This window comes from Thauera phenylacetica B4P (genome assembly GCF_000310225.1).
GTDB lineage: Bacteria > Pseudomonadota > Gammaproteobacteria > Burkholderiales > Rhodocyclaceae > Thauera > Thauera phenylacetica.
Genome location: NZ_AMXF01000214.1, coordinates 1 through 6983, shown reverse-complemented (window position 1 = coordinate 6983; position 6983 = coordinate 1). Strand labels below are relative to the sequence as shown.

Below are 6983 nucleotides of genomic sequence, written 5' to 3'. Positions count from 1 at the left end.
CCCCCCGCCTCGAGACCGAGATCGCCGACGGCGAGCTGCGCGCCCCGCGCAGCGGCCGCGTGCAGTACCGCGTGGTGCAGCCGGGCGAGGTGGTCGCGGGCGGCGGCAAGGTGGTGAGCCTGATCGACGTCGGCGACGTCTACATGACCTTCTTCCTGCCCGAGATGGCCGCCGGCCGCGTGGCGCTCGGCAGCGAGGTGCGCATCGTGCTCGACGCCGCGCAGGCCTTCGTGATCCCGGCCAGGGTGTCCTACGTCGCCAGCGTCGCGCAGTTCACGCCCAAGACCGTGGAGACGCAGAGCGAGCGCCAGAAGATGGTCTTCCGCGTCAAGGCGCGCATCGACCCCGAGCTCCTCGCCCAGTACCCCGAGCAGGTCAAGACCGGCCTGCCCGGCATGGCCCACCTGCGCCTGAACGCCCAGCGCGAGTGGCCGCCCGAGCTGCAGCCGAGGCTGCCGTGAACACTCGAGGGCACGGCATGACGCCAGGCGGCGCACCGGCCTCCATGCCCGGCACGTCGGACGCTCCCTCTACCCAACCTGGCCGCGCATCGGCCGCCCCACCCGGCAAGCCGGGCACGCGCGCGCCTTCTTCGCCGGCGCACAGCGCCTTGCCACCGGCGGTGCGCCTCATCGACGTGCACCACCGCTACGCCGACACCCGCGCCGCCGACGCCCTCACGCTCGACCTCCCCGCCGGGCGCATGGTCGGCTTCATCGGCCCCGACGGCGTGGGCAAATCCACCTGGCTCGGCCTGATCGCCGGCGCGCGCCGGCTCCAGCGCGGCACGGTCGAGGTGCTCGGCGGCGACATGGCGGACGCCCGCCACCGCGCGCGCGTCTGCCCGCGCATCGCCTACATGCCGCAGGGCCTGGGCAAGAACCTCTACCCCACGCTGTCGGTGTTCGAGAACATCGACTTCTTCGGCCGCCTGTTCGGCCAGTCCACGGCCGAGCGCCGGCGCCGCATCGACGCGCTGCTCGCCGCCACCGGCATGGCCGCCTTCGCCGAGCGTCCCGCCAACAAGCTCTCCGGCGGCATGAAGCAGAAGCTCGGCCTGTGCTGCGCGCTGATCCACGACCCCGACCTGCTCATCCTGGACGAGCCCACCACCGGCGTCGATCCGCTGTCGCGCCGGCAGTTCTGGGAGCTCATCGACCGCATCCGCGCCGACCGCCCCGGCATGAGCGTGCTCATCGCCACCGCCTACATGGAAGAGGCCGAGGGCTACGACTGGCTGGTGGCGGTCGACGCCGGCCGCGTGCTCGCCACCGGCACGCCCGCCGAGCTGCGCGCGGCCGGTGGCGCCGACACCCTGGAAGAGGCCTTCATCGCCCTGCTGCCCGAGGCGCGCCGGCGCGACCATCGTCGCCTGGAGATTCCGCCGATCGAGACCGGCGAGGTGGTCATCGAGGCGCGCGGCCTGCAGATGCGCTTCGGCGACTTCGTCGCGGTGGACGACGTCAATCTGCAGGTGCGACGCGGCGAGATCTTCGGCTTCCTCGGCTCCAACGGTTGCGGCAAATCCACCACTATGAAGATGCTCACCGGCCTGCTCGAGCCCAGCGCCGGCGAGGCCCTGCTGCTCGGGCGCCGGCTCGACGCCAGCAACATCGAGACGCGCCGCCGCGTGGGCTATATGTCGCAGTCCTTCTCGCTCTACGGCGAGCTCTCGGTGCGGCAGAACCTCGACCTGCACGCGCGCCTCTTCCACCTGCCCGCGGACGCGGCCGCATCCCGCATCGCCGAGCTCGCACGCCGCTTCGACCTCGCCCCGGTGATGGACCTGCAGCCCGACGCCCTGTCGCTGGGCATCCGCCAGCGCCTGCAGCTCGCGGTGGCGGTGCTGCACCGGCCCGACGTGCTGATCCTCGACGAGCCCACCTCGGGCGTGGACCCGGTCGCGCGCGACCATTTCTGGGCGCTGATCGTCGACCTGTCGCGCAAGGACGGCGTGACGATCTTCATCACCACCCACTTCATGAACGAGGCCCAGCGCTGTGACCGCATCTCGCTGATGCACGCCGGCCGCATCCTCGCCAGCGACACCCCCGCCGCCCTCGCCGCCGCACGCGGGTGCGAGCGCCTCGAGGACGCGTTCATCGCCTACCTGGAAGAAGCCAGCGGCACGGTCCCCGAGCCGGCGCCGGCCCCGGACGCCGAAATTCGCGCCTGCCGGCGCTCCTACAACCCGCCAGACACCGCCGCGCCCTGTCGGAGCGGCGGCAGCCGCGAACACGGCGACGACGCGCCGACCACGCCCCCGGACGCCGAGGTTCGCGCCTGCCGCCGCTCCTACAACCCGCCAGACACCACCGCGCCCTGTAGGAGCGGCGGCAGCCGCGAACACGGCGACGACACACCGACCACGCCGACGCCGCCCGCGGACGCTGAGGTTCGCGCCGGCCGGCGCTCCTACAACCCGCCAGACACCACCGCGCCCTGTAGGAGCGGCGGCAGCCGCGAATGCAGCGACGACGCGGCGACCACGCCGACGCCAGCCGCCGACCGCCTCGCCCGCTTCAGCCTCGCCCGCCTGCTCAGCTTCTCCGCACGCGAGGCCACCGAGCTGCGGCGCGACCCGGTGCGCCTCACGCTGGCGCTGCTCGGCAGCCTGGTGCTGATGCTGGTGATGGGCTACGGCATCACCATGGACGTCGAGGACCTGCACTACGCGGTGCTCGACCACGACCGCAGCGTCGCCAGCCAGCGCTACACCCTGCGCATCGCCGGCTCGCGCTACTTCCTCGAACAGGCGCCGCTCGACAGCCACGCCGACCTCGACGCGCGCATGCGCGCGGGCAGGCTGGCGATGGCGATCGAGATCCCGCCCGGCTTCGGCCGCGAGCTCGCGCGCGGCCAGGCGCCGCAGGTGGCGGTGTGGCTGGATGGCTCGATGCCGCTGCGCGCCGAGCTCGCGCGCGCCTACGTCGGCGGCGTGCACGCACAGACGCTCGCCGACGTGATCGCCGAATCCGGCGCCGGCCCGGTGCGCGCGCTCGCCAGCGTCGAGCCGCGCTACCGCTACAACCCCGAGCTGCTCAGCCTGGTGTCGATGGTGCCCAAGGTGATCCCGCTGCTGCTGGTCTTCATCCCCGCCATGCTCACCGCGCTCGGCGTGGTGCGCGAGAAGGAGCTCGGCTCCATCCTCAACGTCTACACCACGCCGGTCACCCGGCTCGAGTTCCTGCTCGGCAAGCAGCTGCCCTACATCGCGCTGTCGATGTTCAACTTCGCGCTCCTCTTCGTGCTCGCGGTCACCCTCTTCCAGGTGCCCTTCAAGGGCAGCTTCCTCGCGCTCGCCACCGGCGCCCTGCTCTACGTCACCGCCACCACCGGCCTCGGCCTGCTCGCGTCGACGCTCACCAACAGCCAGGTCGCCGCGCTCGCCGGCACCTCGATCGGCACCCTGCTGCCGGCGATCCAGTTCTCCGGGCTGATGGACCCGGTGAGCGCGCTCGAAGGCGGCGGCTACTGGATCGGAGTCATCTACCCCACCACCCACTTCCTCACCATCGCCAGCGGCACCTTCTCGAAGGCGCTCGGCTTCGCCGACCTCGCCGGGTCCTTCGTGCCGCTCGCGCTCGCGATCCCCGTGCTCACCCTGCTGTCGGCGCTGCTGCTGAAGAAGCAGGCCAAGTGAGCGCCGCCACCATGGCCCGCCAGCCCCTTCCCCCGCACCCGCCAGGCCCGGCAGACGCGCCCAGCCCGCCGAACCGCGCAGGCCACGCCACCCGCGCCAGCCACCTGCGCAACACCTGGAACCTCGGCCTCAAGGAGTTCCGCAGCCTGTCGCGCGACCTCGCGATGGTCTTCCTGATCGTCTTCATGTTCAGCGCCTCGATCTACGCCGACGCCCGCGCCAAGCCCGAGAGCCTCTCGCGCGCCGCGATCGCGGTGGTGGACGAGGACGGCTCGCAGCTCTCCGGCCGCATCGTCGCCGCGCTGCAGCCGCCGCAGTTCCTGCCGCCCGAGCACGTCGGCCTCGCCGACATGGACCGCGGGCTGGACGCCGGCCGCCACACCTTCGTGCTCGACATCCCGCCCAACTTCCAGCGCGACGTGCTCGCCGGCCGCAGCCCGGCGCTGCAGCTCAACATCGACGCCACCCGCCAGGGCCAGGCGCAGACCGGTGCCGGCTACATCCAGAACATCATCGCCGACGAGGTGCGCGCCTTCGTGCAGCGCGTGCGCGCCCCGGCGCCTCAGCCGGTCGAGCTCGTCCCGCGCGCCATGTTCAACCCCAACCTCGAGGCGAGCTGGTTCGCCGCGATCAACGCCATCATCAACAACGTCACCATGCTCGGCATCCTGCTCACCGGCGCGGCGCTGATCCGCGAGCGCGAGCACGGCACCATCGAGCACCTGCTGGTGATGCCGGTCACCCCGCTCGAGATCATGCTGTCGAAGATCTGGTCGATGGGCGTGGTGGTGCTGGTGGCCTCGTCGTTCTCGCTGCAGGTGATGGTGAAGGGCGTGCTCGGCATCACGGTGGCGGGCTCGGCCGCGCTGTTCGGCGCCGGCACCCTGCTCTACCTCTTCGCCGCCGCCTCGATCGGCATCTACATGGGCACGATCGCGCGCAGCATGCCCCAGTTCGGGCTGATGTCCATCCTGATCCTGCTGCCGCTGCAGATCCTCTCCGGCGGCGTGACCCCGCGCGAGAGCATGCCCGAGGCCATCCAGGCCATCATGGCGCTGGCGCCGACCACGCACTACGTGTCGCTCGCGCAGGCCATCCTCTTCCGCGGCGCCGGGCTGGACGTGGTATGGCCGGCCTTCGCGATGGTGGCGGCGATCGGCGCGGTCTTCCTGGCCCTGGCGCACCATCGCCTGCGCCACACCATCGGCACGATGCAGAATTGAACCCTCGCGAAAGGAGAATGCAGATGAGTCCATCCGCCCCCAAGCCGCCCTCCAGGCAAGCCGCGCCGACGCGCACGCGGCGCCAGCCGGTGAACGAAGCGGCCACCGGCACGGCCGGCAAACCTGCACGCGGTGCACGCGCGCACGCGTCCGGCGCAAGCACACCCGCCTCGAGCGCCTCCTCCGCGACGCCCGCGCAGACGCCGAAACCGCACGCCCGTCCCACCGCTCACCCCGCGCGCAGCTTCGCCGAACCCTTCGCCCCGCCACCGCCGCGCAACCCGCTCGATCGCCGGGTGCACGCGGCCATCGCGCGCGCCACCGCCTCGGTGTCGCCGATCGCGCTGCTGCTTGCCACGATGGACTGGGCCGGCCACCTCGCGCTGTCGCCAGGCAAGCGCATGGAGCTCGCCGACCTCGGCATCGAGCAGACGCGCCGCCTGCTGCGTTACGCGCAGCAGCTCGCCGTCGCCCCGGCGGGCAGCGCCGCGCACGAATGCATCGAGCCGCCCGCCCAGGACCGCCGCTTCAAGGCGCCCGAGTGGCACGCCTGGCCCTTCAACCTCATGCACCAGTCCTTCCTGCTCGGCCAGGAGTGGTGGGACGCCGCCACCCACGGCGTGGCCGGCGTGTCGCGCCACCACGAGCAGGTCGTCGCCTTCGCCGCGCGCCAGCTCCTCGACCTGTTCTCGCCGGGCAACTTCCTGCCCACCAACCCGGTGGTGCTGCGCCAGACGCAGGCGAGCGGCGGCATGAACCTCGTGCGCGGCGCCATCCACGCCGTCGAGGACTTCGAGCGCCTGGTCGGCGGCGCCCCGCCCGCCGGCACCGAGGACTTCGTCGTCGGCCGCGACGTGGCGGTCACGCCGGGCAAGGTGGTGCTGCGCAACCGCCTCGTCGAGCTCATCCAGTACGCGCCCGCCACCGCCGAGGTGCACGCCGAGCCGGTGCTGATCGTGCCGGCCTGGATCATGAAGTACTACATCCTCGACCTCTCGCCGCACAACTCGCTGGTCAGGTACCTGGTCGAGCGTGGCCACACCGTGTTCTGCATCTCGTGGAAGAACCCGGGGACGGAGGAGCGCACGCTCGACATGGACGACTACCTGCAGCTCGGCTTCTTCGCCGCGCTCGACGCGATCAATGCCATCCTCCCCGGGCAGAAGGTGCACGCCACCGGCTACTGTCTCGGCGGCACCCTGCTGGCGATCGCGGCGGCGGCGATGGACCGCGACGGCGACACCCGGCTGGGCTCGATGACGCTGTTCACCGCGCAGACCGATTTCACCGAGCCGGGCGAGCTCGCGCTCTTCATCGACGAGAGCGAGGTCAGCCTGCTCGAGGCGCAGATGGAGGAGACCGGCTTCCTCACCGCCGGCCAGATGGCGGGCGCCTTCCAGATCCTGCGCTCCAACGACCTGCTGTGGTCGCGCATCGTCGGCGAATACCTCATGGGCGAGCGCGCGCCGATGAACGACCTCATGGCCTGGAACGCCGACGCCACGCGCATGCCCGCGCGCATGCACAGCCAGTACCTGCGCCGGCTCTTCCTCAACGACGACCTCAGCGAGGGGCGCTACCCCGTGGGCGGCAAGCCGGTGGCGCTGTCCGACATCGAGCTGCCCGTGTTCTGCGTCGCCACCCTCACCGACCACGTCGCGCCCTGGCGCTCGGTATACAAGCTGCACTACCTGGTGCCGACCGAGATCACCTTCGTGCTCACCAGCGGCGGCCACAACGCCGGCATCGTCAGCGAACCCGGCCGCCCGCGGCGCAGCTTCCGCCTGCGCACGCGCCCGGCCGGCGGCAACTACGTCCCGCCCGAAGACTGGCTCGAGCACACGCCCGAGCACGAAGGCTCGTGGTGGCCGGCCTGGATCGACTGGCTCGCCGCGCGCAGCGGCGCGCGCGTGGCGCCGCCGGCGATCGGTGCCGCAGACTATCCCGCGCTCGACGACGCCCCGGGGCGCTATGTGCATGAGAAGTGAACGCATGCAGCGGGCAGGCTGGCTGGCCGGTGTCAGGGCGTTCGCATCGCCCACCGGCGCTGCGGCGCTGCGCGGGCGCGGAGGCGAGCCCCACCGGGGCTTCGCCGGCGCCCGCAGCCCAGGCTGCGC

Annotated in this window: 4 protein-coding genes; all 4 read left to right on the top strand. The window is 72.1% G+C overall.

The genetic code is table 11. From position 1 onward, the window contains the following. Positions 1 to 461, top strand: a 461-nt coding sequence (locus tag C667_RS18510; RefSeq protein WP_004375193.1) for an HlyD family secretion protein, incomplete at its 5' end; no start/stop codon positions are given. A gap of 44 nt (positions 462 to 505) precedes the next feature. Further along, positions 506 to 3643: an ATP-binding cassette domain-containing protein gene (locus tag C667_RS18505; RefSeq protein ID WP_157302413.1), complete on the top strand. Its 3138-nt coding sequence runs from the start codon at positions 506 to 508 to the stop codon at positions 3641 to 3643. An 11-nt stretch (positions 3644 to 3654) separates the two neighbouring features. After that, entirely contained in the window at positions 3655 to 4866 is a 1212-nt protein-coding gene (locus tag C667_RS18500; RefSeq protein ID WP_245538499.1) for an ABC transporter permease, read from the top strand. Between the two features lie 23 nt (positions 4867 to 4889). Beyond that, a complete protein-coding gene (locus tag C667_RS18495) occupies positions 4890 to 6854 on the top strand; it encodes a PHA/PHB synthase family protein (RefSeq protein ID WP_004375187.1) in 1965 nt (654 codons plus the stop codon). Positions 6855 to 6983 lie beyond the last annotated feature (129 nt).